General features: G+C 68.6%; 22 protein-coding genes. 8 read left to right on the top strand and 14 right to left on the bottom strand.

What is annotated here, in order from left to right:
- The first annotated feature begins 255 nt into the window (after window positions 1-255).
- The 5 genes from CG740_RS31825 (at window position 256) to CG740_RS31805 (ending at window position 5562) form a co-directional block, all read left to right on the top strand.
- Window positions 256-2259, top strand: coding sequence for a hypothetical protein (locus CG740_RS31825; protein ID WP_159030442.1), 2004 nt, complete (start codon window positions 256-258; stop codon window positions 2257-2259).
- Window positions 2260-2298: 39 nt separating this feature from the next.
- Window positions 2299-3369 carry a hypothetical protein gene (locus CG740_RS31820; RefSeq protein ID WP_159030441.1) on the top strand — a complete coding sequence of 357 codons (1071 nt, stop codon included), beginning with the start codon at window positions 2299-2301 and terminating at the stop codon, window positions 3367-3369.
- A gap of 31 nt (window positions 3370-3400) precedes the next feature.
- The gene (locus tag CG740_RS31815) at window positions 3401-3685 is read left to right on the top strand and encodes a hypothetical protein (RefSeq protein WP_100578759.1); all 285 of its coding nucleotides are present in this window, start codon (window positions 3401-3403) and stop codon (window positions 3683-3685) included.
- Window positions 3686-3877: 192 nt separating this feature from the next.
- Entirely contained in the window at window positions 3878-4534 is a 657-nt protein-coding gene (locus tag CG740_RS31810; protein ID WP_100578758.1) for a hypothetical protein, read from the top strand.
- Window positions 4522-5562, top strand: coding sequence for a hypothetical protein (locus CG740_RS31805; protein ID WP_100578757.1), 1041 nt, complete (start codon window positions 4522-4524; stop codon window positions 5560-5562). Before CG740_RS31810 ends, CG740_RS31805 begins: the two co-directional genes overlap by 13 nt.
- 43 nt (window positions 5563-5605) lie before the next feature.
- On the opposite strand, the gene CG740_RS31800 is transcribed toward CG740_RS31805, so the two are convergent.
- The 10 genes from CG740_RS31800 to CG740_RS31755 all read right to left on the bottom strand — a co-directional run bounded on the left by CG740_RS31800 (window position 5606) and on the right by CG740_RS31755 (window position 13519).
- Entirely contained in the window at window positions 5606-6148 is a 543-nt protein-coding gene (locus tag CG740_RS31800; protein ID WP_100578756.1) for a hypothetical protein, read from the bottom strand.
- 104 nt (window positions 6149-6252) lie between these two features.
- Window positions 6253-6855, bottom strand: a complete 603-nt coding sequence (locus tag CG740_RS31795; RefSeq protein WP_159030440.1) for a hypothetical protein — start codon at window positions 6853-6855, stop codon at window positions 6253-6255.
- Between the two features lie 36 nt (window positions 6856-6891).
- A complete protein-coding gene (locus tag CG740_RS31790) occupies window positions 6892-8382 on the bottom strand; it encodes a PE-PGRS family protein (RefSeq protein WP_100578754.1) in 1491 nt (496 codons plus the stop codon).
- A 9-nt stretch (window positions 8383-8391) separates the two neighbouring features.
- Window positions 8392-9222 carry a hypothetical protein gene (locus CG740_RS31785; protein ID WP_100578753.1) on the bottom strand — a complete coding sequence of 277 codons (831 nt, stop codon included), beginning with the start codon at window positions 9220-9222 and terminating at the stop codon, window positions 8392-8394.
- A 39-nt stretch (window positions 9223-9261) separates the two neighbouring features.
- Window positions 9262-9522: a hypothetical protein gene (locus tag CG740_RS31780; RefSeq protein WP_100578752.1), complete on the bottom strand. Its 261-nt coding sequence runs from the start codon at window positions 9520-9522 to the stop codon at window positions 9262-9264.
- Window positions 9523-10292: 770 nt separating this feature from the next.
- Window positions 10293-10748, bottom strand: a complete 456-nt coding sequence (locus CG740_RS31775) for a hypothetical protein (protein ID WP_100578751.1) — start codon at window positions 10746-10748, stop codon at window positions 10293-10295.
- A gap of 38 nt (window positions 10749-10786) precedes the next feature.
- Window positions 10787-11053: a hypothetical protein gene (locus CG740_RS31770; RefSeq protein ID WP_100578750.1), complete on the bottom strand. Its 267-nt coding sequence runs from the start codon at window positions 11051-11053 to the stop codon at window positions 10787-10789.
- Window positions 11054-11077: 24 nt separating this feature from the next.
- Window positions 11078-11917 (bottom strand): hypothetical protein, encoded by an 840-nt coding sequence (locus CG740_RS31765; RefSeq protein ID WP_100578749.1) that lies wholly within the window; start codon window positions 11915-11917, stop codon window positions 11078-11080.
- A gap of 52 nt (window positions 11918-11969) precedes the next feature.
- Complete coding sequence (locus CG740_RS31760) at window positions 11970-12458, bottom strand: RDD family protein (RefSeq protein ID WP_100578748.1); 489 nt, start codon at window positions 12456-12458, stop codon at window positions 11970-11972.
- Between the two features lie 11 nt (window positions 12459-12469).
- Window positions 12470-13519: a hypothetical protein gene (locus tag CG740_RS31755; protein WP_234376592.1), complete on the bottom strand. Its 1050-nt coding sequence runs from the start codon at window positions 13517-13519 to the stop codon at window positions 12470-12472.
- Between the two features lie 476 nt (window positions 13520-13995).
- Between CG740_RS31755 and CG740_RS31750 the strand changes: the two genes are divergently transcribed.
- Complete coding sequence (locus tag CG740_RS31750; RefSeq protein WP_100578746.1) at window positions 13996-14256, top strand: WXG100 family type VII secretion target; 261 nt, start codon at window positions 13996-13998, stop codon at window positions 14254-14256.
- Between the two features lie 112 nt (window positions 14257-14368).
- On the opposite strand, the gene CG740_RS31745 is transcribed toward CG740_RS31750, so the two are convergent.
- Window positions 14369-18829, bottom strand: a complete 4461-nt coding sequence (locus CG740_RS31745) for an FtsK/SpoIIIE domain-containing protein (RefSeq protein WP_100578745.1) — start codon at window positions 18827-18829, stop codon at window positions 14369-14371.
- Between the two features lie 126 nt (window positions 18830-18955).
- A complete protein-coding gene (locus CG740_RS31740; RefSeq protein ID WP_100578822.1) occupies window positions 18956-20734 on the bottom strand; it encodes a serine/threonine-protein kinase in 1779 nt (592 codons plus the stop codon).
- Between the two features lie 342 nt (window positions 20735-21076).
- Here CG740_RS31740 and CG740_RS31735 point away from each other — a divergent pair, with 342 nt between their 5' ends.
- On the top strand, window positions 21077-22141 hold the full coding sequence (locus tag CG740_RS31735; protein WP_234376591.1) for an alpha/beta hydrolase: 1065 nt from the start codon (window positions 21077-21079) through the stop codon (window positions 22139-22141).
- A 27-nt stretch (window positions 22142-22168) separates the two neighbouring features.
- Here the strand turns inward: CG740_RS31735 and CG740_RS31730 are convergent, their stop codons facing one another.
- The gene (locus CG740_RS31730) at window positions 22169-23035 is read right to left on the bottom strand and encodes a menaquinone biosynthetic enzyme MqnA/MqnD family protein (protein ID WP_100578744.1); all 867 of its coding nucleotides are present in this window, start codon (window positions 23033-23035) and stop codon (window positions 22169-22171) included.
- 306 nt (window positions 23036-23341) lie between these two features.
- On the opposite strand from CG740_RS31730, the gene CG740_RS31725 reads away from it, so the two are divergent.
- On the top strand, window positions 23342-23545 hold the full coding sequence (locus CG740_RS31725; RefSeq protein ID WP_003967102.1) for a cold-shock protein: 204 nt from the start codon (window positions 23342-23344) through the stop codon (window positions 23543-23545).
- 124 nt (window positions 23546-23669) lie between these two features.
- Here the strand turns inward: CG740_RS31725 and CG740_RS31720 are convergent, their stop codons facing one another.
- Complete coding sequence (locus CG740_RS31720) at window positions 23670-25445, bottom strand: AMP-dependent synthetase/ligase (protein WP_100578743.1); 1776 nt, start codon at window positions 25443-25445, stop codon at window positions 23670-23672.
- Between the last annotated feature and the right edge of the window lie 35 nt (window positions 25446-25480).

The raw sequence follows: 25480 nt of genomic DNA, 5'->3' as shown, positions 1-25480 counted from the left end.
GGTCGGTCCTCGTTTTCCCAAGAAATCGGAACGAAAGCGCTCACGCCGTAGGATCAAACGCTGTTGTCTGCGCGCGGGAACGCCGGGGCACCATGTGTGCGGTGACGTCGCACCGCCGGGCTGACGGATCGCTGGGTGGGGGCAGCTCGCGCACGGCGGTCACCGTAGCTCGGCAAAACTCTGGAAATCGTCCCGACCGCCAGTCTCCGGACCGCCGCACCGCCGGGACGAATGCAAGTGAAAGGCATTGTGTTCATGGGGGACTACGTCGGCGTCGATCCCGTACGGGTGCGCAAACTCGCGGACCGCCTCGCGGACTTGGAGGGTGCCCTGGCAAAGCACGGGGCATTGATCCGGAAGAACTTCACGTCCTGGCAGGGCGGTCTCGACCTGTCCCTGCTGGCCCAGCAGACACAGGCGGTGGGCGATGACGCCCGCAGCATGTCCAAGCGCGCCGATCTGGCCCGCGAGCTGGAGAAGGCCGGCGAAGCCACCGGAATGTGCACGCCGGACGGGAACATCATCAACATCCCGTGGGACATGGCGGACGTCAACGCGCAGAGCGCCAAGGAGGCGGCGCTGGAGGCCGCCACGCTCAAGAAGGCACTGGACGACCCCAAGGGCGCGGGCTCCCGCGACGACATCGAGGCCATCTCCCGCTCCCTCGCCGACCACCAGGACGACCCCACCTACCTGGCCGCCTTCGCCAACGCCGGCGGCATCGTCGACGCGGCCCGTGTCCCCCGCGCCCTGCACGAGGAGGACGGCACCCACAAGGACGAAGTCCTCAGCAAGGACTCGCAGAACGTCGTCAACCAGTACGCCACGGCGGTCAACCGCATCCTCACTCTCCAGTCGGCGGGCAAGATCCCGCCGAACCCGGACTATGTGAAGGCACTCACCAACCCGCCCAATGACGACATGTGGTCCGTCGGCGCACTCTTCAAGTACGGGCCGAGCGGCGACAAGTGGGACACAAAGGCGCTGACCGCGGTCGGCAGCGCGATGCTCGACTGGCGCAACGCCCGCCAGATGCGGCCCACCTACAGCAAGGGCCAGGTCTCCGGGTACACGTACGTCGGTCCTGCCTTCGTGGATCCCGACAAAGCCTGGTATGGATCGCTCGGACTCACGCACTCCTACGTCGACGAAAACACGGACGACGCCCAGAGGAGGGTCATGGCCATCAATTCCAACGACCCTTCGCTGGCGCTGATGCAGCGCGTAAGTGAGAACCCCGACGCTTCACGCCAACTGCTCACCGGCCCCGACGGAGTCCGGCACACGCAGGAACTCGTCAATGACCACTGGGCCACCCCAGGAATGGCGGCGAACAGCTACACGTGGCCGAGCGCCGTACTCCGCGCCGCCACCAGCGATCGTCAGCACCATCCCAAGGAGTCCGCCGAGGCGGCCGCGAACATCATCAACGTGGGTGCGGCGAAACTCGACTCCGACAAGAAGAAGAGCGACTTCGAGAAGGAGCAGCATCCGGACGACCCGGCGGTTTCGACGGCGCTGTCCAACATCTTCCAGTCGTATGTGCCGGACTTCGCCGCGTCGACCGGTGTCTCGCAGAAGACCGCGACGGTGAACGGCGATGGCACGATCACCGTGGGCGGGGAAGCGTCCAAGGCCTTCCTGAGCGAAGTCATGAAGAACCACGACGAAGCAGGCAATGTGATCCAGGCCATCAACGCCCAGATCAGCTTTACGTCTCAGCACGGAATTACCGGTGATGAGGGCACATACCTCAAGAACCTGGCGGAACTCCGCGGAGAGGTTTCGGTTGCCGGCCATGCCAACGACATGGACCAGGCGGCCCTGAGGGACGCCGAACACGCCAAGCAGTTGATGTGGTTCAACATCATCTCCAGCGGCGCGGCCGCCGTCCCTCTACCGGAGGTGGCCGGCCTCGGGGGCAAGTGGGTCCAGGCCGCGATCTGGGCGGCAATTCCGTACGGCGGCGCCCAATTCCCCTCCGGCGAGGCAGGCAAGGTGGAGAGCGACTACAAGGACATCAAGTTCGACGACTCGACCTCCATGCAGATCCCGCTCATGCAGGGTCTCGTTCGAGCGGGCGATATCAAGGCTCCCGACGGGCACCCGGAGTGGGCGAACGGCAACATCGTCATCCACAACGATGCCGACCGGGCCGCCTTCAACCAGTGGTGGGTGAAGACGAAGAGCGGCAATCACGGTCAGCTGGACAACTTCGACGACGACATGCGGGATGCCTTCAGCCGTGGGGTCGGCTGAGATGTCCGGACTGGTGGAGCACGTGAATGGGGTTTGTCCGTGATGCGACGCAGTAGGGGGTGGCTGGCGGCCGGAGCGGCGGCGGCTGCCCTGCTTTCCCTGGGAGGCTGCCTTGGAGGCGGCGAAGACAAGTGGCATGAGCCGGCCGCAGGACAGGCCGAGGCGCTGCTGCGTACCGGTGACGAGGGCGGCGGAACGTCGGGGACGGCCTGGCTCGCCTTCGATGGCGATCCCGACGGCCTCACCGTCGGCCCCGACGGGAAGGTCTACGGCATGAGTGCTTCGCTGGCCGTGATCGAAGAGGACCACAAGGCCCGGGGCATCCTTGACAGCGAAGTACACGGTGCCAGCGGCCTGGTCGTGCTGTCCCCGAACTCGTTCGTGGTCGGCAACCGCTCGCAGTTGCTGAATGTGCTGGTTTCCGGGAGACAGCGAACGGTCCTCGCCGGTTCGCCCGGCGAGCCCAGGAAACTCGGACAGCCGGTGCCGTCCACTGCCTCGGCGAAGGACTTCCACTTGTCCAACAACCCCATCGAGCCCTTCGGAAGGCGGCCTGACGGCACCATTCTGTTCACGGACGGCGATGTGGTCTGGCAGCTCAATGGAGGGCGCCTGACGCGCCTGTACCAGGCACCGGCGAACACCGAAGACAAGGCCGAGCGCACCATCGCCCACGGGAGTGCCGTGAGCCGATCCGGCACGGTCTTTGTGCGCACCTCAACGGAGGGTACGGGCGGGCGACTTGGTGACGTCGTAGCCGTGCGCAAGGACGGATCGGCCGCGAAGCTCGCCATTCCTCAGCAGGTCACCGGAGTGAAGGGGAACCTGGCCGATGTGGAACCGACCTGGATGGCGGGGGACGACGCAGACGGCGTCTACGTGCGCGCGCGGGACGATTCGGCCCAGTACGTACTTCACCTGACATCCGGAAAGGCCACCCTCGTTGCCAAGCAGACCTCCGGAAGCGACTCCGATTCGGGTTGCAGGGAGGGGTATTCGGTCGATGCGCTGAAGCTGCCCTGCAAGATGCCCGAGGCCCTGACCTATTCATCGGGAAGCCTCATCATGGCGGGCAACGCTCCGTTCGTCCTGAAGATCGCGACGAAATAGCACACTCGAACTCGGGGAGGGAAAGCCACCGATGGGAATACCCCAGGAAGACCGCCTGGATTACGTCTGCCGCCAGGACATGAATGCCATAGAGACCGCCGTCAGTGAGATCCGGACGGCCATCAGGAACGTCGAGTCAACAATGCCGAAGGCCTGGATAGGCAAGAAGGCCGACAACTGGCGTGCCGACCACGATGGCCGCATGTCGCGGCTGAAGACCCTTTTCGACACGTTCCCGGCCGAGGAGAACCGGCTCGTGGAAAAGGCCCGGCAGGACCAGGCGACGATGGACAGGAAGATGCACGGGGGAGGCTGAATCCCGGGGTGCCGGACTCGGAGCCCGACCTGCGTGCCTGGCATGTCCGGCGCCCCAGGGAAAGGTGGCCTCTCCCATCCGTGGCGATGCGTCCCAGTTGCCCGCATACCCAGGGGAGTTCGCTCTGGTGAACCCGGCGTTCCGTCGCTAACGTCGGTCCCTCAGACCACAACCGTCTCACCGGGAGCTCCAGTGAACCGCCGCACCCTGCCGGCCGCCGCCGCACTCACGGCGACAGTCGCTCTTCTGCTGACCGCGTGCAGTAGCAATGACGACAAGCCCAAGAGCTCGGACAAGATCGCCGGAGCGGACCAGGGCTCCAAGGCCCCGGCGACACCGAGTGCGTCGGCCTCGGCAAGCGGTGGGGACCGGCCGAAGATCGAGCTGCCCGCGGACCTCAAGATGACATTCGAGGCCTCGAACACCGGCGATCCGGTCAAGGACGCAGTGCTGGCCGACGGTGCAGAGCGTATGCGCGCGGTCAATGGCGCCATCGCCGGTGTGGACCCGAAGTACGCCGCGCTGAACTACTACAACGCCGGCAAGGCGTTGGAGGCCGCCTCGACGTGGGTGGAGAAGTTCAAGAAGGCCGGACAGTCGATGACCGGTTCGCTGAGCTACTTCAACCGTCAAGTCACCTTGAACGAGGACAAATCCGCGTCACTCGTGTTCTGCGCGGACGAGAGCAAGGGCTACACGAAGGACATCAAGACCGGCCGGGCCAAAATCACTACTCCGTCGAAGAACGACTACATCCTGTACAACACCAGGCTGGAAAAGAACGCCGCCGGCGTATGGCAGACCACTCGGATCGTTTCGACTGCGGGGGCAGCTCAATGCGTGAAGTGAACAGAGGCAGGTTCAGCGCGGGCATAGCGGCGGCTGCAATCCTCACCGTCCTGTGCGCTCCCAACGCTTGGGCCGGTGTCACGCCTCCGGACGGAAGCCGGGAATCAGACACCCCACCGCCGAGGGGCAGCTCCACTTCCGACGGGACCCTCTCCGCCACCGCGGGCGGCGTGGTCTACGACCGCTCCAAAAACGGCACCGGCAACTCCACCGGCCCCGTCACCGCAGTCGGCAACTGGACGCCCCCCGCCTGCTGGTACGCACCCAAATACTCCCCCGCACAGTTCAAGGCATACGTAGAGCCGATCTGGAACGCCGAGTCCACCGGCTACGAGTGGGACGCCCAGCAGCGGGACAAATACGTCAACGGAAAGCCATACACCAACTTCAACCTGGACAAGGCCGACAAGGGCTACTGGTGGGACTCCTACGTCAACCCGAGCTACCCGCCCGGCTGGGACACCTGCAACAAGCCCTACTTCTGGGTCGACAAGGGAGCGCCCCCGCCCGCCGACGTACCCGAGGCCGTCACGCCCGAGGTACTCGCCAAGCTGGCGTATGCGAGGATCCGCGTGCCATCCACCAAGGTCACCCTCAAACCCGACGGCACCACAAAGGTGAACCTGCCGACGTGGGCCTGGCTGGACAAGACCGACTTCCACCCCGTCTCGGTCACCGCATCCGTCCCGGTCCTCAACATCTCGGCAACCACCACCGCCACCCCGGTCTCCCTCAAACTCGAACCCGGCACCGGCGACGCCACCGTCTTCCCCGCGACCGGGGAGTGCCCGATCAACGCCGACGGCTCCATCGGCACCCCGTACGAGGCGGGCAACGCCGACAAGACCCCGCCCTGCGGCGTGACCTACCTCCGCGCCACCAGCACCACCCCCTACACCCTCAAAGCCACGGTCACCTGGAAGATCCACTGGACCGGCACCGGCACCCCCGGCGGCGACCTGCCAGACGGCACATTCGGCCAGGACCAGCAGGTCACCGTCCAGGAGATCCAGGCAGTCAACCGCTGAGCCCCCTGTCGATCCCACAGCCCGACTCGGCCCGCTCCGCTCCTCAGGCCCGCCGCCTTCTCAGCCTGCCGTACAGAATGAGCGCTTCCATCCCCGTGAGCAGGCCGCCGCAGGTCCACAGCATCGCCGGGGAGACACCGTGGACATCCGTGCTCAGCCGGGAGCCGAGCCAGCCCTCCGGGTCCGCGACCAGGGTGACCGACTGGCCCGGCCGCATGTCCTTCTCGCAGCCCTCGGTGTCCTCCACCGTGTACGTGGGTGAATGGGCGAGGTCGGTGCGGACCACCGCACACGTATGGCCCTCGCCGTGTTTCAGGTGGTACGCCTCGACGTCCGCGATCTTCGCTGGGTATCGCTCACCCCGCTGCTGCATCACGTAGTCGTTCATGGCGGGCCCGACGAACAGGGCGAGGGCGAAGCCGAACGCGGCCACCCCAGCGCCGGGCCCCGCCCCGCACAGGGCCCAGGCCACGCACAGCACGATCAGCAGCGGCACGATGGACAGGGTCAGGGCCAGTGATCCCGGGTGCTGCCCGAGCCATCCGCACCCGGCCAGGAGCAGCGGGGTGAGGACGACCGTCAGCACGGTGACGGGCAGCCTCCGAGGGCCCCGGACAGGCCGCCCGGCCGTCATGGGCGCCCCTGGTGCGGTGCCGTTGAGGTGCCCAGCCGTAGGCATTCCCGTCCCCATTACGCCAGCCCCTCGTCCCGGGAGCGGCCGAACAGGACGTTCCTGGGAAGGGCGAAGAGGGCCCCGGTGAGCGACAGGGCGGACCTGTCCACCTCCTCAAGCACGAGCGCGATCGCCAGGTCCGTCGCGTCCGCGTCCCCTTGGACCTTCACCATCCGGCACCCCGAGTTCACGGGGACGCGTCGGCCCCGGGTCGTAGCGATGGTGGCGCTGTCGCCGCTGAACCGGACGTCCTCGGCGCTCCCCGTGACGCTGTAGGTGTAGTGGCGGTCGCGAAAGGTCAACTCCAGCCAACGGGAGCCCTTTCGGAGTCCCTTGATCTTGAGGTCCATGTCGACGATCGTTCCGTCCACCTTCAGCCACCCCCCGTCCAGGGACGGACTCACACCTGCCCCTCCGCTGAACAGCGTCTCCGGGAACCGAGCCCCGATCAGGCCGACTTGGCGGCTGGGCGCCCGACCTGGTGCGCCGATGTCCGTGGTGACCTCGACGCCGCCGAACGGGCCGGCCACCCCGCGATATCCCCGGATCTGGCCTTCCCGCACCGGCTCAAGCTCGAACTCGAAGTCGCCCATGCAGACGTCTTCCTCTCCCTTGTTCATGTGCTCAGTCATTCGTGTGCTCAGCAGGCTCCATGGTCAGAACCAGTTCATCGGATTGGCCTTCTTCGCCAGGCTCTTCGCGCCGTTCTTGAGCCCCTTCGACTTTTCGTTCAGCCAATGGGCCGCCTTCTTGCCCCCGTCCTTGATGTCGTCCCAGTGCTCCACGATCTTGGCACCGCCATAGATCGCGCCGGTGACGGCGACCGCCCCGATCGTGAAGGGGTTGGGGGCGACCATGGCCGCGGTCATTGACGCGTTGAAGCCGACTTCGGCTACGTCGGCGACGTACTTGGCGCCGTGCTCGCGGTCCGTGAAGTGTGAGGCGGGGTTTCCCTGCGCCCAGACGTTGGCTCCGCTGTAGACGGTGGAGAAGACCCCGCCCGCCACACCCGCGCCGCGGAGGAAGCCGCCCGCCTTGCCGGCCGTGCTGAGACCCTTGCCGAGGGCGGCCCAACGTCCATTGCCGAAAAGGCGCGCATCGGCTGCCGCGTTCGTCGTCACCTTCAACAGGCTGGCGTTGGCGGCACGCCCGGGGATCTGGCCGGAGTGGGTGAGGCCGCCGTACATCTTGGCGAGCCGGTCGGACCCGACGAAGAAGTCGATGGCCGAGTTGCCAGAGATGCCGAACAACCGGGGCGTGGTCATCACCCCGCTGCGCCGCACCCAGTCCATTCCCATGCCGATCCGGGTGCCGAGATATCCGCTGACCGTGGGAATGCGAGAAGCGTCCTGGTAGGCGGCACTTCCAGAAGCCAGCGCGCCCAGTTTGCTGGGCAACCAGGTCCCGGGCGCGGAGAGTGAGCGGATGGGTGGCACCCACCGTTCCAGGTCCCGTCCCCACCGGGCCATGTTCGCCGAGCCGGGAATGCCTCCGGGCGTCAACTGAAGCTTCCGTGCGAAATACATCTTCGCCCCGTTCGCCCAGCCGCCCTCGGCAATCGAATTCCCTACCAGAATTCTGGTGAGGTTCCCGGAGTGGAAAAGTGCCGACCCTCCGTGCGATACAACCCCTGTGACATCCCCGTACGTACCGAGAAACTTCTCGATGTCCTTCTCGTACGGCTTGAGCGCCGGGATCGACGCGAAGGCATGGGCGCGCAAACGGTCGACCCATTCGTCGAGGGACTCCTGTGACTTGCGGTGGAACGCCGGATCGGGGGTATCGCTGCTGACCACGGCGTTGGCCAGTAGCAGGACGTCCGGCGCCGTGTAGATGAGGGCGCCCTTGGCGAGATCCTTGGCGTCGAAACCCGCCCACTTCGCCCCGGCCTCCGGGTCGCCGTCCTCCAGGCGTCCGATCGCGGCACGCCTGCGCAGGTCCGGCGCCGTGTTCGTCGCCCAGGCCCGCATCGGCTTCAGCTCGGAGAGCTTGCTGCTCACACCCAGGCTGGATGCTCGGGTGAAGGCTTCGTCGATCTTGTCCTGAACGCCGCCCCTGCCGTCTATCAGCTTCGCCAACTGATCCAGATCGTCCGGATTCACCGTCCTCTGGTCCGCGGCTGTCCCCGTACCCCCGCTGTTCCCCACGGACTTTCCTTACGCCTCGTCTATCAGGTCGGCCTTGTCCGGGAGCAGGTCCGTGACCTTGTCCCAGATCTCCCCAGGGCTCGTCCACGCCAGTACCAGGGCGCTCTCCGGGGTCACTTGGCCGGGCGTGATCGGCTCCTCGGGCTCCTCCCGGATCCAGTAGCCGTACGGGCCGCAGTCCCAGGCGGCGAGGGCGCGGATCATGGCGGCACGCTCGCCCTTGTGCTTGCCGTCCCAGGCCGTGGTGATGCGCCAGGTCGCATTGAGGGCGATGACCAGCTCCAGGAACTGATCCAGCTCAGCGCCGTTCAGGGCGCTGGTGTCCACCAGGGCCTTGCGGGTCAGGTCTCGGGCCGCAGCCTCGTCACCGGCCGCTTCAGCGAATGCGACGAACGCCCCGTCGAGGGCGCCCATCGTCGTCTCGACGCGAGCGATCGCCGGCGCCTCGGTGGGCTCCCCACGGTGGAGGTTCACCTTGCGGGCCAACTCCCAGACCAGAGTGTTCGGCTCGATGGGGACGTACTCGGACTCCTCATCGCCGGGCCAGCCGTCGTGCGAGATGACCACGTCCTGGCCGACGACCACACCGTGGTTCACCGGCCCGTGCTCGCCGGTGACCTCCACCTGGATCAGAACCATCGGATCCGACAGCGCACCGAGCAGGTCGCGGAGCAGCGGGGCGAGCTCGCCCTCCTCCCCCACCAGACCGATCCGCTGGAGTTCGACCAGCGCTTCCCACAGCTCTTCCGGTGGCGTCTCACCGTCCATGAGGCGGGCGAAGACCGCGATGTGGCGGTCGGCCAGCCGGAAGCGGGCGCGGGAACTGTCGTATGACGGCATGACTCTCGATTCCTCCCCAGGAGCCTGTGCGGGCCCAGCTCACTTCTTGGGGTTCTGCAGGTCCTTGGCATCCCGGGCGGCCTGCTGGGCCTCGGCCCGCAGCGAGTGGGCGACCGTGGAGCACGTGGTGCGCCAGCTGTTCAGCTTTCCCCGGACGTCCGTGGCGTTGGGCCCCGCCCACGACTTCATGGTGGTGACGCTGTGCGTACGGGGTGCGTCCATCAGGGACTCGACGAGGTCGGCCAGCGACCTCAACGCCGCTGCACGGTGGTTGAGTTCCTGAATGTCCGGATTCGCCATAGCAGCCTCCCCCGCTGTCACACGAGCGGCCCAGCATACCCTCAAGGTTTGGCAAAGCGATGGCGGGCGGGCCCTTGTCGCTCGGCCCTGGCCGGGCGCGGGGCGGGGCGGGCTGAGCCTTGACAGCCCGCCCCGCCCATCTCGTCCTCAGGCACCGCTCGATCAGCCAGAAATCGTGGGCAGGAGATTTCGCACGACCGTGACGCCGGCTCCGGCGCTGGCGAAGGTCCGTAAATTCTGGGGGCGGTGTTGACTGGAAACGCCTGGTCACCTTCCGAATCGACCAGAAGAGTGTGACCTTGGGAGAGGGGCTTGTAACCGCTGCACTCCGCCCTGACGACGTTGGCCACCCTCGGAATTCACCGACAGGCGGGCGCGCCTTCGCTGTCCGACCCCAACGCAGGACGACTGACACCCGAAAGGCCGTCAAACTGGCGCCGCATGTCAACTACGAAATCGTGATGGCGAGCCGTGCCATCACCTCATCGACCCTGACAATGACCGAACGGGGATTGACCCGGCCGGATCGCGCTCCAACGTGGCTCTACTACAGCGGAGTTCAGCCCGGCCGGCCACGCTCGGGCGGATGGTCTCCATCAAGACCGCGGACAGCGACGGTCGGCCTGCGCTCGCCCTCAAGGCTGGCCGGATCAACGAGTCCGTACGCGGCACATCAGTCCCTTCCCTTGACCGGCGACCTCATACCCGAGCCCACTCCACGGCCCACCGTCAAAAGACTCAGAGGTGCGGCCACTTGATGCCAATTGCCTCTATCGAAGGTGCGGTTGAGAATACACAAGAACCGGCACGTGAGGCGCAAATGCGCCAGCTGCCGCCAGAAGTCGCTCCGGGTCAAGCCGCCAGAAGTTGATGGGGCGACTCGCGAGAAAAAGATCGTGATCGACGTGCGGGGCCAGCTTCGCGGTCCGCTTTGGACTGAGGCGGCTGTTCATACCAGGCAAATCAGGTGATCCAGGTTTGCGCTGCACTCCGATGTAGTTGATTCCGTTTCCAGCTGTCCGCTGGCGCCATGCCACGATGGACGTGATATCCGCCCACGGCACGAACGCAGTCTGAGCCGCATAACGAGCCGGGGCGCCGCCGAGTAGAACCCCTTCGCTGTCGACTCGGAATGCGAGCAACCGCTTCCATCGTTCACGGGTCAGCAACTGGAAGGGAAGACGGATGAAGTATGCCTCGTATACGGCGGAGTTCGCGTCAGTCATCTCAACACCCCATCAACAGCGGTATCCGAATCCACAACCTACTTCGCGGCATCCGACTTCTTCTTCGCCTCTTCGTCCTGCACGCGCTGCAGAATCTTGTTGTACTGGCCCCGCGCCGCGTCCAGAGCATCGTGGATGGCCTTGCGCCGACCGTTCCACTCCTTGCGGAATCGATCAGCCGCCGGCCCCTGCCAGGCGTCCGTGCCGGATGTCGCGTCCACCGCGTCCAGCGTCCTGTCCACCTCGTCGGCGAACCGCTTCAGGTTGTTGAGATCTTTCCTGCACTCTTCCACACGATCGCTCATGGCTCTCTCCCCGTGCCTGCTTTCCTACGCGACCGGCTGCTTGATCAACTTGGTGATGAGTTCCGCGAGCGTTCGCTCACTGACGGCCCGCGCCGTGATGCCCGTCGGCGCCTGGGGCGAGTCCACGTTAACGGCCCACACCTCGCGGTCGGTCGCGTACGTCGTGAGGAGCGGCCCCGGCTCGTCGGCGAGCACGATGAGCTGACCGACCACCAGGGCCTTGTCGATCACTCGCGCCAGCGACTTGTCCACCGCATCGGTCGTCAGGACCGACGGGTCCAACTGGATCGCCTTGCCGTCCCGATCGGCAATCCCGAACGGGTCCACCAGTGCCTGGACGATCCCGGCGGCGTCCTGCACCTTGTTGGCCAGCGTGAAAATGTGCAGCCCGCCGCCGGTGACCTGCTCGATCAGCATCAGCTCGGGCGAGTGCACGAAAACAAAGGCCCTCACGGTGCCGCTGGACGTCTGCTGCTCGACCGCCAGGGCTCGCGCAGCGGTGCGCCGCAAGGCCAGTGCCATGCTGACTTCGGGCGTCACTCTCATGTCCACGTCTGCGGTGAGCCCCGAGTCGGTGCCCTCCGACCGCAGGACGGCGTCGAGTTCGGCGATGTTCGCGACCTCGACCGCCCCCCTGGAAACCAGAGAGCGAAGGGCCGTGGCAAGGACCCACTCGCGCTGCTCTTCCGAGAGAGTCGCCAGGTGCGGCGTCGGCACCACGACGTCTTCGAGGGCATCGGGGTCCAGAACCGCGAGTTCCTCATCGGTCAGCTTGATCAGTGGCTGACTGCCTCCTTCCGCGAGAGCTTTACCGACGAGTTCACGAAATTTTTCCAACTCGCTGTCGAGTTCAGGGTTTGCCATGCCAAGTCCTAGAGTCGCTAGCTTTTCACTGAAGGATTCTCAGTGCGGAAGTTCAGGATGATTTATTCGTCGCATAGGTGATACATACTCCGGCGAAATCGGGCGGAGGCGTTCCAGTGCCGTCCAGTAGAAGGGCGAGAGGGAGGATCGTAAGGCCGTACGCGATTCCACCGATCCATCGGAGGAGGAGCCGGATCGGGGACGCCCGCCCGCCATCAGACAGTCGAACGACGCGAGTTCCGACGATCAACTTGCCTACACTGCCGCGGAAAATTGCTGTCAACATGACTTGATTCACCAGAGAGAACCCGATGCAGACTGCCAGGATCCGCCCCGACAACGCGCCGCCGCTGAGCGAAGGCACCTCCGCTCCCGATTCGCTGATCAAGTACAGCAGCCCAGAGAGTGCGCCGGCGACGATCGCCAACGCGCCGTCGATTGCGGCTGCCCCATAGCGTCGAGCCGTCGACGCCAGCACCGGCGTCGGGCTTCGGCTGCCGGGCGGCTCCCTTACAACACCGAACAGGTCTTGCGATTCCATCCGAAGACCCCCTACCAGAACTTGTACTTCCTGATGGTGTTGGGAACTAGATTCGTGATTGCACTCTTGGCGCCATTCGCGATCTCCTTGCCCTTGTCGGCGATACCACCGGCCCATTTCGTCGTGGCGTTCCAGGCCTTCTTAGCGCCGTCCTTGATCGCTTTTCGGTTGTCGTAGGCCCAGGTGCCGAGGAAATAGGCCCCCGCCACGCCCAGAGCTGCCCAGCCGACCACTGGCACCGCTGCCGCCACGGTTGCTGATGCACCCAACCAGGCAGCCGCGCCCGCACCGCCGATCGCCGCAGCGGCTCCGCCGGCCTCCACGACCCCCATGCCCCGATCGAAGCCGCCCAGCGTGCCCTTGTGATCAGGGAGGACCATCTCCTTGACTCCATGGACGACCGCCAGTGGCAAACCAACCTTGTCGAAAAAGCTGAGGCCGGGCGCCTGCCTGAAGAGCTTCGCGGGCAGGGGAATCTTCAGCTTCGTGAGGAAGCTACGCGTCAGCTGCTGCCATTGCCAAGGTTCTTTGAGCGCCTCTCCAGCCTTCTGGAGCTTCAGAACCTCGGCCATGTATTCCAAGTTCTTGGCCTCCAATCGGTCACCGGTGACGCCGAAGTACTTGTTCAGTTCGAGAACTGCCCGCGCCCCGGCAACGTTCTGGCCTTGGGCCCAGAGCCGATACAACCGGAGGGACGCCTCGATTCCGGAGGCGACTTTGGTGATTCTGAGCGCGGTCTGCGGCTTCGCCTGCTTGAACTCGTCGACGTAATGGCCGATTTCACCCTTGCGCTCTTCGACGTACTGCCAGGTCTCAAGCACACCTGACAACCCCATGAAAAGCAGCTCAACGTTGGGGTCCGCTTCGAGGATGCCCAGCCGCCGACGCACATCACCGGCAGTATCACGGGACCATGACGCATCCTGTGTGAAGCGCTTGAGGTTCCCCTGGTCGCCTTCCCATTTGGCAAGCAGCCCGGACACCAACGGGCCTTGGATGGAAAGCGCGCCATCGACGATGTCCAGCGCGGCGGACAGTCGCTGCGCCTTTTCCTTGGTCATCCCTCTGAACGTCATACGGAAAACCCCCGTTGGCAATGTCCGAAGTACCCATAGGTGCGGAGCCTCGTCGCAACTCCGCCATCAACGCGCCTCGGAAGCGCACCGACCCGGCCCCGACGCAGCCCCTGGACGCGTCGCCCGCCCCGCACGGCGCGCCGTTACGTCGGGCGCGGCAGCAAACAGCACACACGGCGCGCGCGAGCGGATCCCTGGTGGGACAAGGGCGCGGCCAAGGATATTGACGTTAGCCGTGGTGCGCATGGTTTCGCCACCGCGAACTCGGCACCTCAAGAGTCCTGTTCGAGCCAACCACGAACGTCATCGCTCGACTTATCGGTCAGATACGGACAAGCAGCCCCTTCCCTCCCCACAACACCCGCTATTCGAAGCCCCTTTACGGGAACCATCGGTGGTGCGGTAGCGTCAGTTGTTGCCGAGGGTTTTTTCGGTAACACAGTGACACGGGGAGGAACGCAATGGAACGCGGAGCAAGTCTCAAGGAACTCAGGGACCTGGCGAAGCTGTTCGGTCGGAGCGCGCACGACCTGCAGACGATCATCAGCAACCTGAACTCGTCGACGTCCGGCAGCACCGGCTACTGGAAGGGCCCCAAGGCCGACCAGTTCCGCCACGACTGGGAAGACGCCCGGACCACGTTCTCCAAGTGGGTCGACACCCTGCACGACGCCCAGAAGTCCGCGTCGACCAGCGCCGACAACATCGAGCGCGCGACCTGATCCGTACGGGATCGGTTGGATGAAGTGCTCCGCGGGGCGCCCCGATTCATTCGGGGCGCCCCGCAGTCGTGCGCGCCACCGACCGGCATGCGGGCCGGCAGGCGGCGGCCCCTCAGCCCCGCATGACCCCCTGAACCGGCCGGAACGTCCCGCCCGACACCAGGAGTCCGCTGCCCGGCTGACCGCTGCCGATGTTCGACGGGAGGCGGATGTTGAACAGTTCGCCCTCCTGCGAGTTCTGGGGGTTGAGCAGCAGGCCGTTGCGGGACTTGCGGGCGGCGGTCGCGAAGCCGCGGTACTGGGACGAGAGGCTGTCCGTCGTGCCGGCCGCGATGAGGCCGAGCCCGCCGTCGGCGCCCTTGCGCAGCAGGGCTTCCAGGGCCTCGTCGAGCCGGGTGTCGTGGAGCAGTTCGGCGTCGTCGGCCAGCAGTACGTACGGACGGCCCTCGGCCTTCTCCAGCAGCTCCTCCAGGTCGTCCTCCCTGGCCTCCGCGTCCAGGAGGCCGAGGACGCCTTCGCGCCCTTCGAGGTCGCGCAGGGGAGAGCGGCGCGGGGTCACCAGGACCACCGGCGTGCCCTGGGCCAGGAGCGACTCCGCCGCACACATCAGCGCCGTGGAGCGGCCCGACTTCGGCGGCCCACCGATGACGAAGCCGGGGCCCGACTCCTCCAAGTCGACGCCCACGGGCGCCAGTTCGTCGCCGCCGACCGCGAGCAGCGCCCACAGCTTGGACGGCGGGGCGAAGTCGGAGTCGAGGGCCATCGCCTCGGCGGCCGTGATGCGGGCCGGGAGGGCGTCCACCCTCATCGGGGCGAAACGAGCGGGTGTACGTCCGTGGACCGCGCGGGCCTGCTCGGCGATCTCGCGGAGCATCCGTACCTGGGCCTGGCCGGTCGGGTCCTCGTCGAGGAGTGCGATCTGCGTCTCCTCCGTACCGGTGTCGGTGATCCGCAGGGCCCGGCCCGGTGGCATGTTCTTGGGCACCTCGCGTGGCTGGAGACCCGCCATCGAGTAGTCGTTGGGGTCGGCGAACCGCAGGATCAGCCGGTCCTGGAAGGCGGAGGCGACCAGTCCGCCGAGGCCGCTGCGGTCGGCGGTCATGACCACCTTCAGGCCGACCGCGGAGCCCTCCCGGAAGATCCGCTGGGCCTGCTCGATGAGCTGGCCGTAGTTGTAGTTCTCGAACGTGGAGAAGTAGCCCTCCCAGCTGTCGAGGAGCAGCACCATCCAGGGCAGCCGGTCCTCCGGGGCGGCCGAGGCCCGCTGCTCGGCGGCGCTGGACGCGCCCTCCAGGGCGAGGAGTTGCTGGCGCCGGCTGATCTCGGCGAGCAGCCGGTCGAGCAGTCGGCGGACCCGGTCCGGCTCGTCCCGGTTGACCACCGCGCCCACGTGCGGCAGCCGCACCAGCGGCAGCAGCGCGTTGGAGCCGCAGTCGATCGCGTAGACGTGCACATCGCGCGGCGATGCCGTCCGGGCGAGCGAACCTGCCAGGGTGCGCAGCGCCGTCGACCGCCCGGAACGGGCACCGCCGGCCAGCATGGTGTGTTCGCCTCCGACGAGATCGAGCGCGAACGGCTTCCGGGCCTGCTGGGCGGGCAGGTCGGTCAGGGCGTAGCCGATGGGCGGGACGTCGCCGTGCCCGGGCGCGGGGCCTGCCGCGGCGGTCAGCGAGTCAAGGGTGACGTGCTCGGGCAGCGGGGGCAGCCACGGGCTGCGCGGCGCCGGGAAGCCCATTTTGTCGGAGCCGTCCCGGATGGCTCCGACGAGTACGGCGAGGTCGGTGACCATCGTGCCGTCGTCCTCCGACTCCGCGGCGCGGGGCAGCGACCGGCTGAACGCGGTCCAGGGCAGCGGGGAGAGCGTCGCCTTGGGGCCACTCCTGCCCGTGGCCGGGCGACGGCCGCCGATGCGCGCGGACTGGACGCCGACCAGGGACTGGGCCCCGGAGCGGACATAGGCGCGTCCGGGGGTGGACTTCGCGATGGCACCCGCGTCCGCGGCGTCGATGACGTCCATGGATTCGGAGCCGTCCGTCACCCGCAGGGCGATCCGCAGGTTCGTGTTGGCCCGGATGTCGGCGCTGACCACACCGGCCGGCCGCTGGGTGGCGAGGACCAGGTGCACGCCGAGGGAGCGGCCCCGGCGTGCGATGTCGACGAGACCCGCGATGAAGTCGGGCAGTTCCGCCACCAGCGAGGCGAACTCGTCGATGACGAGGACGAGTCGGGGCATGGGCTCCAGATCGGGCCGCAATCGACGGGTGTCGTTGTAGTCCTCGATGTCCTTGGTGCCGGTGTCGAAGAGGATCGTCTCGCGGCGGTGCAGTTCCGCCGCGAGCGAGGCGAGCGCGCGTTCCGTGAGATGGGCGTCGAGGTCGCTCACCATGCCCACCGTGTGCGGGAGTTGAGCGCAGTCCATGAAGGCGCTGCCGCCCTTGTAGTCGATCAGTACGAAGTTGAGCGCGTCGGGCCGGTTGGCCACGGCCAGCGAGGCGATGATCGTCTGGAGCAGTTCGGACTTGCCCGCGCCGGTGGTGCCCGCCACCAGCGCGTGCGGGCCGTCCCTGCGGATGTCCAGGGTGAAGGTGCCGTCGGCCGCGATCCCGATGGGCGCCGCCGTCGTCGAGCCGCCCGACCGCCAGATCCGTTCGATGTCGGCGCCGGCCGGGTCGGGCATGCCCAGCAGAGCGAGCAGCCGGGCCGCGGTGGGCAGGGCGCCACCGGCGTCGTCGCGGCTGACGTCCCGGACCGGGGCGAGGGAACGGGCGAGCAACTCGCACCACTCGGGGCCCACTTGGTCCGCAAGGACCTCGCCCACGGCTTCGAGCCCTGAGCCGCGCAGTTTCACGTGAGCGGGCGACTGCGGTGTCCAGCACACGACGGCCTTGCACTCCTCGGGGAGCAGCCGGTCGTCCTCGTCGAGACAGAGCGCGAAGATCCCGTACTGCGGTCCCTCTTGCAGGAGTTGGGGCACGCCCGGCATGCGGCGCAGCAGGCGCGCCCCGTCGAGGACGAGCAGGACGTGCGGCTCGCTGCCGGGCAGGCCGCTCATCATGCTGCCCGAGCTCTCCCTGGCGGCCTTGCGCCGGGTCAGCTCGTTGAGGAGCTCGTTCACCCGGCGGGCGATGGTTTCGCTGTCGGAGCCGACCAGGGCGACGCAGTCCTGGCCCTGCTGCGGCGCGGCGTGCGGCAGCCAGTGCGCCCAGCTCCAGTCGGCGGCCGCCGGCAGGGAGGCCGACAGGAGGACGAGAGAGAGGTCGCGCGGGCTGTGCAGCACCGCGGCCTGGACCGTGAGCCAGCGGGTAGTGGCCAGCGCCCGCGCCCGGTCTCCCGAGACGCCGACGACGCCGAGTTCGGGGAACGACAGGATGACCGGCACGTCGGACAGCAGGGGCGGCGCGGGCTGCTCCTCGCCGTAGGACGCGCCCTGGCCGTGGGCGAGTTCGATGTCGGCGGGCAGGCTTCCGACACCGACCCGCAGCCGCAGGACGTCGATGTCGGTGTTCCGGCGCTCCCACAGCCGCCGCCGGGGCCCGGTGGCGAAGAGCAGGACCTCGGCCGGGTCGGGGTTGTCGGCCCGGCGATTGCGCTGGTCCTCCTTGCCCAGGCGGACCAACTCGGCCTCGTACTCGGCGAGATCCTTCTTGTACTGCTTGAGCGACTTCTTGTTCCGCTGCTTGCCCTCGCGGTTGTCGCTCACCCACTGGCCGATCATCATCACCGGCGTCATCGCGCAGAACAGCAGCATGTAGACCTGTTTGGTCATGAAGTACATGGCCAGGCCGAAGACCATCGGTGTGAGCGCGGCGATCATCTGGAACCGGGCGCGCTCGGACTTGGACGGCGGGACCGGCAGGAGGAGCCGCGGTCGGGGGCGCACGGGCGAGAGACGCGGCGGGCGGTTGTAGGCGAGGCCGCCCTCTCCGGTCGCGGACAGGTGGGCGTCCGGCTCCACGACCCGGTCGAGCACGAACAGCGAGTCCCCGGCCCTGACGAAGGCGCCGAGCGGCCAGTCCCGCGCCTGCTCCACCGGTTCCTCGTCGAGCAGCAGGGTGGCTCCGCCCTGCGGGGTCAGGGTGGCCCGGCCCTGGACGTCGACGGTGACGAGGGCGGCGACGGGCGCCAGCGCGGGGTCGGGCGTCGCCAGGGTGCACGTCGTGGCCGAGCCGAAGGTCGCGGTACCGACGGCGAGACGTACGACCCGCCCCGCGCCCGGACCGGCCGCCACGCGCAGCTCGAACCAGCCCACCGGCTCGCCGTTGCGGAGCAGGGGGCCCAGCGAGTCGTCGACCGATATCCGCATGCCGTCCCGCAGGATCCGGCCGGCCGGGGCATCCGGCTCGCAGCGGTGCCCGTCGGCCCACAGGGTCGGCTCGGCCCCACGGCCGCCGTACCTGGGGTCGAGGACAGTGCCGGGAAGCGCCACCACGGTGGGGTGCGCCTGGCCCGGCCCGATGCCCGAGGCCGCCGCCAGGGCCAGCGCGACGTCCCGTGCGGTCGCGTCGTCGTCGGCGTCGACCACGACATCGCTCGGGGGCGCCCCTTCTTGCACAACGGTCACCAGGACTCGCATGGTCGTCTTCACTCCCCCGTCGGCCCGCCCGGCCCATCGCCATCCGCTCGCCCCGAGGCTAGTGGCTCCCTCGGGAACGGGCATACGGAGGGTGTCGCCTCCCGGGCTGCGCCCCGCCCCCTGGAATCAGCCTCCCGCCTTGGCAAGCTCCCCCGTGGGCCGCCCCGCCGCCGCCTCCTGGGAGGCGAAGTGGAGTTTGCCGTCCGGCTGGAGGGTGTACGTCATCGTCGCCGTCGCGCCGGTGCAGCCGATGGTTCCCGGCTTCGTGGGGTCGGTGCGTTCGGTGATGTGCAGTTCGGTCGCGGTGGCCGAGTCGAGCGCACCGACGCCGTGGCATTGGAGCGGGCCGAGGGTCGTGGTCGTGTGCACGACGTCCGCGCCGTTCGCGCCCCTGGTGATCACCGCTGTGTACTCGTACCCCGAGGTGCCGTTGTCCTGGGTGAGTACGCCCTGCCACGTGCCGATGAACTCGCTTGGTACGCCTGCCTGTTGGGAGCCCGGAGACGCGGTCGAGGCGGGTGGCCTCGCGCCCGTGGCGGGGGCCTCGCCGCCGCGGCCCGGCAGCAGGTCGAAGAGGAAGGCCGAGCCGACCGTGACCGCGGCGAGGGCGCCCGCGACCGCGAGGGCGACCGTGCAGCTGACCCGGCGGCCGCGCCCGTTCGCACCCGGTTCGGCCGCGGCCCCCACGGTCAGGGCCACGCGCGGCGGAGCCGTCGGCGGGGGCGTGCCGGGGCCGGGCGGAGCGCCGGGCGGAGGGCCGGACAGGGGGCTCGCTGCGGGGCCCGCCGCCCGGTCGCCGGACGCCAGCAGGGGGCTCGCCGAATGGCCCGCCGCCCGGTCGCCGGAGGCGGGGGCGGTGTAGGAGGCGTCCGGCGGGCCGAAGACGCCGGCGGAGGCGCCTGCGGAGGCTCCGGCGGAGGCGGACTGCGGGCCGGTGTCCGGCTCCGCCGCTCCCCCGACTGCCGCGCTGGTGAAGGGAATCGGGCCCGAGCCGCGCGTCGGCTCCCCGGGCTCCAGGTCGAGCAGCCGCACCGCGGACCGGCTGACCTCCTCCACCAGCGGGCCCGGCAGCCAGCCGTCCCGGACCAGCCCGGCCGCGCCCGCCGGGGCCAGCCGGGCCGCGAGTGCGGCGGGGGCGGGGCGGGCCGCGGGGTCCTTGGCGAGGCAGGCGGCGACCGTCTCGCGCAGCTCGCCGGTGAGGCCCGCACCCAGTTCGGGCGACTCGTGCACCACCTTGTAGAGCAGGGCCGCCGAGGAGTCGCCGGGGAAGGGCGGCTCGCCGGTCGCCGCGTACGCGAGGACCGCGCCGAGCGAGAAGACGTCGGCGGCGCCGGTCACCCCGCGGCCCAGGATCTGCTCCGGCGACATGTAGCCGGGCGAGCCGATGGAGACTCCGGACGCGGTGAGCGAGGCGGTGCCGTCGGTGGCGCGGGCGATGCCGAAGTCGATCAGGCGGGGCCCGTCGAGGGTGAGCAGCACGTTGGACGGCTTCACGTCCCGGTGGACCAGGCCGAGCGCGTGCACCGCGGCCAGCGCCTCGGCGAGGCCCGCGCCGAGGATCCGAACGGACTCGGCGGGGAGCGGGCCGCGGCCCTGGACGGCCTGGGTCAGCGAGGGGCCCGCGACATAGCCCGTCGCCACCCACGGAACCGGTGCGTCCGGGTCCGCGTCGAGGACCGGGGCGGTCCACCGGCCGCCCACCCGGCGGGCCGCCTGGACCTCGTGCCGGAAGCGCGCCCGGAACTGCTCGTCCAGCGCGAAGTGCGGATGCACCACCTTGACCGCGACCGTGCGGCCGCCCGCGCTGCGCCCCAGGTAGACCCGGCCCATGCCGCCCGCGCCGAGCCGGCCGAGCAGCCGGTAGGCACCAATCGTGCGGGGTTCGCCCGCTTCCAGTGGCTGCAACGACAGCATCCGGTGCTCCCCCAACGTCCCCCTGGTCAAGCCGGTCGGACAGCAGCGTAGAGGGCGTCGGACAGCAGCGTGGGGGCGTACGTGCGCGGGATCACCCTCGAACGGGACGGATCCGGTGCGCGCATGAGCGAACCTGGTGGCTTGTTCCATCCTCTTGAATGGCGTAGTTCGGTCGCAATCATCCGATACACCGCCCGCACCCCGCCCGGGGCGCCCGGTTCCGGCAGAACATGGACCGGAAGAACCCGGAAGAACGCGGACCGGAAGAACGCCGTCAAGAAGAACGTCCGCAAGAACGCCCGTGCCCAGAACTCAGATTCCCGGAGCCCCCGAATGAACCGTCGTCGTCCCGCCGCCCTGATAGCAGCCGCCGCCATCGGCGCGGTCATGCTGGTCACCGGCTGCTCCGACGAGGGCAAGCCGGTCAGCTTCGACTCGGGCCCGAGCAGCCCGTCGGCCGGCGCCTCGACGCAGGGCGGCCAGAAGAACGGCGACGCCTCCGCTAAGGAGGACCCCTCCGGCAAGAACGGAGCCGCGGCGCAGACTCTGCTGCCGACCGGGCCGAAGGCCGCGTTCACCACGCAGAGCAGCCTCGGCGACGGCACCAAGATCGGCGTGACCACGCTCAAGGGCGCGAAGTCCGGCTTCACCGGCAAGGTGTGGGTGTGGGCGCCCAAGCAGTACTTCGACGAGAAGTACCGGAACAGCGGCTTCCCGGTGCTCATCGCGCTGCCCGGCGGAAACGGCTACCCCAAGAACTACTGGATGGGCACCGACCTCAAGCTCCAGAGCAGCATCTCGGAGTGGTCCAAGACCGGCAAGAGCCTGCCGTTCATCGTCGTCATGCCGGTCCTCAACCCGGACGCCAAGCACTACTACGACGGCAGCGACATCCCGGGGCAGCCGAAGATGGGCACCTGGATGACCGAGGACGTGCCGAACCTGGTGCGGGCCAACTTCCGCACCTTCAAGTCCCGCGACGGCTGGGCCTTCATGGGCTCGTCCTCGGGCGGCTTCGTCGGCCTGAAGTCGGTGCTCAAGCGGCCCGACCTGTTCAAGGCCGCGATCGCCTCGGGCCCGGACATCGTGCCGGACTCCCCGCTGTGGGCGGGGCACGACGCGGAGAAGCAGGCGAACAACCCGGAGAAGCTGGCCCAGGACCTCATCGACAAGAAGGGCCCCGAGGTCGCGCTCGCCTTCCAGGTGGGCACCAAGGAAGGCACCGTCGTGCCGAAGGTGAAGCAGTTCATCGCCACGTACGGCAAGGGCCCGGTGAAGACCCGCCTCCAGGTGATCCAGGACGGCACCCACAACGCGCACACCTACGTGAAGGGCATGGGCGAGGGGACCATGGAGTGGATCAGCAAGCAGATGCTCGCCCCGGTCCCGTCCTCCTGAGACCGGGCGGTCCTGGACCGCATGCGGTTACGGGGCGAGCAGCTCCACGTCGACGTCCGCGGCGAACCCGGTCGTCGGGCCGGTGCGCCGGGCGAACTCCCGTACGCCTTCGAGCTGTTGGGTCCCGAAGCGGAAGTCCAGCGTCGTGAAGTAGCGCTCCAGGAGCTCGGCGTCGAAGACCTCCCAGCGGGCGGCCTGCTCGGCGACCTTGGTGACCTCTTCGAGGGAGAGGTCGCGCGAGGCCAGGAACGCCTCGTGCACCTGCTGGACCAGCTCCGGCTCGCGGGCCAGGTAGTCCTTGCGGGCCGCCCACACGGCGAAGACGAACGGCAGGCCCGTCCACTCCTTCCACATCGCGCCCAGGTCGTGCACCTGGAGCCCGAGCCGCGGGGCGTCGTGCAGCGAGGCCCGCAGCGCGGCGTCCCCGATCAGCACCGCCGCGTCCGCCTCGCGCATCATCAGGCCGAGGTCGGGCGGGCACGTGTAGTAGTCGGGGGTCACCTCGTACCGCTCCGCGAGCAGGAGCTGCGCCAGGCGTACGGAGGTCCGCGAGGTGGAGCCGAGCGCCACGCGCGCCCCGTCCAGGTCCTCCAGGGGCCGCTGCGAGACGATCACGCAGGACATGACGGGCCCGTCGCAGCCCACCGCGATGTCCGGGAAGGCGACGAGATCCTCCGCGTTGCGCAGGAACTCCACGAGGGTGATCGGCGCGATGTCGAGATCGCCGTTCACCAGCTGCTCGCTCAGCTTCTCCGGACTGTCCTTGGTCAGCTCCAGATCGAGCAGCGTGCCCGTCCGTGCCAGGCCCCAGTACAGGGGCAGGCAGTTGAGGAACTGGATGTGGCCGACGCGCGGCCGGCCGCCTTGGCGCTGGGGGCTGGTTGAATTGTCCACATGGCGAGGCTAGACCCGTCCCACTCCGTGGACCGCGCCGGGCCCCGCCCACCTCCTCCCGGGAGCTTGCGCGATGCCTCCGGGGAGGGTGGTTGATCACCTGCTCAGCCGCCGGTCAAACGTGCGAGCGGAGTGATCTTTCCCTCTACCGCCGCACCTGAGCTGCGTGCTACGCTCAGCGCAAGTTGCAGTTTGGTTTCCCTTGCAGTACAGAGCCTGCGGAGCATGTAACCCGCAGGCTTTTGTAGTTTTCAGACTTGTTTGCAGGTTCTGGAGCAGGGCAACCCTTTGGCCCAAGGAGGGCTTATGGCTACCGGAACCGTGAAGTGGTTCAACGCTGAAAAGGGCTTCGGCTTCATCGCCCAGGACGGCGGCGGCCCGGATGTCTTCGTCCACTACTCCGCGATCAACGCGTCTGGTTTCCGCTCCCTGGAGGAGAACCAGGTCGTGAACTTCGACGTCACTCAGGGCCCGAAGGGCCCGCAGGCGGAGAACGTCACCCCGGCCTAACTTGCCCGGGTTGGCGATCGCTGACTTAGCAGTACCCAAGGAGCCCCGTCCTGATGGACCGGGGCTCCTGCCTTTTGGCGCACGGGACCACGACCGCGCCCCGGCCTCCCGGCGCCGGGCCCCCTCAGCCGTACAGGCCCTCGATCTCGGCCGCGTACCGCTCGATCACCACCCTGCGCCGCACCTTGAGCGTCGGGGTCAGCTCCCCGCTCTCCACGCTGAAGTCCTGCGGCAGGACCACGAAGTCCCGGATCCTGGCCGGCCGGGACACCTGCGCGTTGGCCGCGTCGACGGCCTCCCGGACCAGCGCGCGGACCTCCTCGGGCCCGCGCCCCGCCGTCTCCTGCCCGTCCACCGTGATCAGCGCGACCGGGTACGGGCGCCGGTCGCCGACCATCACCGCGTGCGAGACGAAGCGGGACCGCTCGATGGCCAGCTCCACGTGCGAGGGGGTCAGGTTCTTTCCGGCGGACGTGATGATCAGGTCCTTCTTGCGGCCGGTGATCGTCAGGTAACCGTCCGCGTCGAGCGCCCCCAGGTCGCCCGTGTGCAGCCACCCCTCCGCGTCGAGCGCCTCGGCCGTGCCGTGCGCGTTCGCGTGATAGCCGGGGAAGATCATCGGGCCCCGGGCGAGCACCTCGTCGTCGTCCGCGATCCTCACCTCGCACCCCTGGACCGGCCGCCCGACCGTGCCGTAGCGCACCGCCCCCGGGTGGTTCAGCGAGATCACCCCGGCGGACTCGGTCATGCCGTAGCCCTCGAAGACCCGGATCCCGCAGGCCCGCAGGAAGTCCAGGACGGTCGGGTCGATCGGGGCGCCGCCGGTGAGCGCCCAGCGAAGGCGGCCCCCGAAGGCCGCCCGGACCAGTTGGAACAGCGAGGCGTCGGCGGCCTCGTACTCCGCCCGGCGCTCGGCCGGAAGCCGCCCTTCCGCCGCGAGGACGCCCACGGCGACCGCCGCGTCGAAGCGTTCGCCGCCGCCCTCCTTGGCCTCGGCGAGCGAGCGCACCACCGAGTAGACCTTCTCGAACAGCCTTGGTACGGACGGCAGATGAGTGGGCTGCGCCTCGGCGAGCTCACCGACGACGTCCTCGATCCGGCCGCCGAAATAGCAGAGCTCGCCCCCGTACAGGAGGGTGGAGAACTGGATGAGCTGCGCGAGCAGATGCGCGAGAGGCAGGTAGAGGTACGTGCGGTCGCCGGGGGCGCCCTCGATGAGGTGCAGCGTGGCGTCCTGGACCGCGCCCATGTTGCCGTGCGTGAGCCGGCAGCCCTTGGGCAGACCGGTGGTGCCGGAGGTGTAGACGAGTTCGGCGTCGTCGTCCGGCCCGACGGCCTCGGCGCGGGCCAGGAGATCGGGGAGCGACACCGCCTCGGCCCGGTCCGCGAGGCCGGCCGGCGGCACGGCCGATCCCTCCGGCGCCCCCGTAGCGCCCTTCTGCCCCGTCTGCCCCGTCATCAGGAGGACGTGGTCGAGCGCGGGCAGCTTTCCGCGCAGCCCCTCCACGCGGGCCGCCTCGGCCGGGCCCTCGCAGATGACGGCCTTCGCGCCGGAGTCCGCGAGCACCCAGGCGGCCTCCTCGTCGCCCGCCGTCGGATACACCGGCACCACGACCGCGCCCGCCGCGAGGCAGGCGAAGTGCGCGTACGTCCACTCGGGGCGGGTCTCGGCGAGGATCGCCACCCGGTCCCCGGTCCGGATGCCGAGGGCGAGCAGTCCGCGCGCGGTGCGGCGCACGGTGTCGCGCAGCTCGGCGTAGCTGACCGACGCCCACCCCCCGTCCGCGTCACGGAACCGCAGGGCCGGCTGGTCCGGGTGGCGTCCGGCCGCCCACTCGGTGAACACGGCGAGCGTCGAGGGACGCGGGGACGGCTCCTGGTGCGGGCTCTGGAGGGTCATGTACCCGACGGTAGGTACGGCCCGGGGCCCTCGGG

This window comes from Streptomyces sp. CB01201 (genome assembly GCF_002803085.1).
GTDB lineage: Bacteria > Actinomycetota > Actinomycetes > Streptomycetales > Streptomycetaceae > Streptomyces > Streptomyces hundungensis.
This window is presented reverse-complemented; position numbering and strand designations above follow the sequence as displayed.

Excerpts from the sequence above, each read along its gene's own strand:
- CG740_RS31785 (WP_100578753.1), bottom strand. The coding sequence starts at position 9,222 with ATGCCGTCATACGACAGTTCCCGCGCCCGCTTCCGGCTGGCCGACCGC.
- CG740_RS31770 (WP_100578750.1), bottom strand. The coding sequence starts at position 11,053 with ATGAGCGATCGTGTGGAAGAGTGCAGGAAAGATCTCAACAACCTGAAG.
- CG740_RS31745 (WP_100578745.1), bottom strand. The coding sequence starts at position 18,829 with ATGCGAGTCCTGGTGACCGTTGTGCAAGAAGGGGCGCCCCCGAGCGAT.
- CG740_RS31720 (WP_100578743.1), bottom strand. The coding sequence starts at position 25,445 with ATGACCCTCCAGAGCCCGCACCAGGAGCCGTCCCCGCGTCCCTCGACG.
- CG740_RS31760 (WP_100578748.1), bottom strand. The coding sequence starts at position 12,458 with ATGGAATCGCAAGACCTGTTCGGTGTTGTAAGGGAGCCGCCCGGCAGC.
- CG740_RS31765 (WP_100578749.1), bottom strand. The coding sequence starts at position 11,917 with ATGGCAAACCCTGAACTCGACAGCGAGTTGGAAAAATTTCGTGAACTC.
- CG740_RS31815 (WP_100578759.1), top strand. The coding sequence starts at position 3,401 with ATGGGAATACCCCAGGAAGACCGCCTGGATTACGTCTGCCGCCAGGAC.
- CG740_RS31825 (WP_159030442.1), top strand. The coding sequence starts at position 256 with ATGGGGGACTACGTCGGCGTCGATCCCGTACGGGTGCGCAAACTCGCG.
- CG740_RS31805 (WP_100578757.1), top strand. The coding sequence starts at position 4,522 with ATGCGTGAAGTGAACAGAGGCAGGTTCAGCGCGGGCATAGCGGCGGCT.
- CG740_RS31750 (WP_100578746.1), top strand. The coding sequence starts at position 13,996 with ATGGAACGCGGAGCAAGTCTCAAGGAACTCAGGGACCTGGCGAAGCTG.
- CG740_RS31775 (WP_100578751.1), bottom strand. The coding sequence starts at position 10,748 with ATGACTGACGCGAACTCCGCCGTATACGAGGCATACTTCATCCGTCTT.
- CG740_RS31795 (WP_159030440.1), bottom strand. The coding sequence starts at position 6,855 with ATGAACAAGGGAGAGGAAGACGTCTGCATGGGCGACTTCGAGTTCGAG.
- CG740_RS31755 (WP_234376592.1), bottom strand. The coding sequence starts at position 13,519 with ATGACCAAGGAAAAGGCGCAGCGACTGTCCGCCGCGCTGGACATCGTC.
- CG740_RS31735 (WP_234376591.1), top strand. The coding sequence starts at position 21,077 with ATGAACCGTCGTCGTCCCGCCGCCCTGATAGCAGCCGCCGCCATCGGC.
- CG740_RS31725 (WP_003967102.1), top strand. The coding sequence starts at position 23,342 with ATGGCTACCGGAACCGTGAAGTGGTTCAACGCTGAAAAGGGCTTCGGC.
- CG740_RS31780 (WP_100578752.1), bottom strand. The coding sequence starts at position 9,522 with ATGGCGAATCCGGACATTCAGGAACTCAACCACCGTGCAGCGGCGTTG.